2 protein-coding genes are annotated in these 1,671 nt (G+C 35.5%); both read left to right on the plus strand.

The window, feature by feature from the left end:
* Positions 1-459 (plus strand): hypothetical protein (locus A9G41_RS06045; RefSeq protein WP_143425422.1); only part of this gene is annotated, 459 nt, incomplete at its 5' end.
* A 173-nt stretch (positions 460-632) separates the two neighbouring features.
* Complete coding sequence (locus tag A9G41_RS06050; RefSeq protein ID WP_075539448.1) at positions 633-1,607, plus strand: RHS repeat-associated core domain-containing protein; 975 nt, start codon at positions 633-635, stop codon at positions 1,605-1,607.
* Positions 1,608-1,671 lie beyond the last annotated feature (64 nt).

Here is a 1,671-nt window from a genome sequence, read left to right on the forward strand (position 1 = left end):
AAAGTTCCAATGAAAATGGTCTTTTTATTATCAAAGGAATTAAAAAATAATCCAGAAAGAGTCGCTTTAACACAAGCATTAACGTTAGACAAATCAAAACCTACAATGGGTCTCAAAGGTACCAATGGTCTTTTTGGATCAAAAGAGTGGTGGAATAGTATTGAGCAGGGGAGGATACCTTTATTATTTATTTCAGGAATAATAAAAAAAGCTTATGTAGCAGGGCAAGATCCCTCAAATTTTAATAATACAGTTGATTTATTACTTGAAGATGGGACAATTCAATCTGTTGGTATTTATACCAACAAAAAAGAAGATTCAAAGCTCTTTAAAATAGGATATAGTGCAAGTATCGTTTATGCATTAGATGAAATGAAATTACAACCAGATTTTGATGGTAAAATAAATCGCTCTAAAACAGCTTTAGAAATGGCAGTCTCATTAGAGCCTGTAGAATAAGTTCCAATTTAGATTCAATTTAACATATCAAATCGGCAAGGTAAGCTTAATACTTAGCTTACTTTGTTAGATTTAAATTATTATTGTGTCAACTAACCATTTGCTATGATGTTATTAGCGTTAATATTATGATAAACCCAAATGTTTTTTGGTGGCATATACTTTGAGCATGATTGCTTTGGCAACCTGATTGTGGAAAAACGTGGAAAAGGCCACAGTCTAATAAACTTATTGCCGAGACCGATAACGATAAACACTGGCAAAGCTACCTTTACGAGCCAGACTCTTACCGTCCATTAGCCCTAGTGCACGGTAATGCCCAACAAGATAACATCAAACTCTACTGGTATCAAAACGACCACCTCGGCACACCCATAGCCCTTACCGGCAGCTTAGGTGACACGCTCTATGAATGCCAGTATAATGCCTATGGTCAGATAATAAACGAAACCTACCATCAGGACGATATAGATTCCCTGCCGGATAATCCGTTACGGTTCCAAGGGCAATATTATGATGAGGAGACGGGGTTACATTACAACCTAAACCGTTATTACGACCCGTTTATTGGCAGATATATCACCCAAGACCCACTAGGTATACTGGGTGGGTTAAATAGTTATCAATATGCCGGTAGTGATCCGATAAATTGGATAGATCCGTTAGGATTGATTAAGGTTGAAAATAGTGGATTTGAAGGGGTTGCAGGAAAAGAAAAGATAGGTATTCCAACCACTACCGCTAAGGATCCATTAAGTCCTGTTCAGCAGTATGATGCATATGGTAATGAAATTGTTTATAGAACTATGTCACAAGAGCAATTTAAGCAGTTTGAGAGAACAGGCATAATGCCTCCAACAACCGAAACTTCCATCTCTCCAGTTTTAGGATATTCATCAAAATATAATGGAGTAACCGTAAAAATCGTGGTTAAACAAGGAACATTTGCTAAGTTAGAAGAAATAGGTATTGCAGCAAATTCTGCAGCGGCAAAAGTATTTCCTAATATGTCGATTAAAACTGGGAAATGGATGAAAACCAATACTCGTTTTAAAGTTGAAGGTGGGCAAATGACAACTCAACTTGGACAAGGTAGAGGTATAGAGATTTTTAATGAAAATATTGTTCATTTTGAAAAAGTAAAATAAAGGTAAAAATATGCTATTAAAATTAGAAACTTCTAAAGTTCCAATGAAAATGGTCTTTTTATTA

The sequence above is a fragment of the Gilliamella sp. Nev5-1 genome (genome assembly GCF_001690895.1).
In the GTDB taxonomy this organism is placed as follows: domain Bacteria; phylum Pseudomonadota; class Gammaproteobacteria; order Enterobacterales; family Orbaceae; genus Gilliamella; species Gilliamella apicola_C.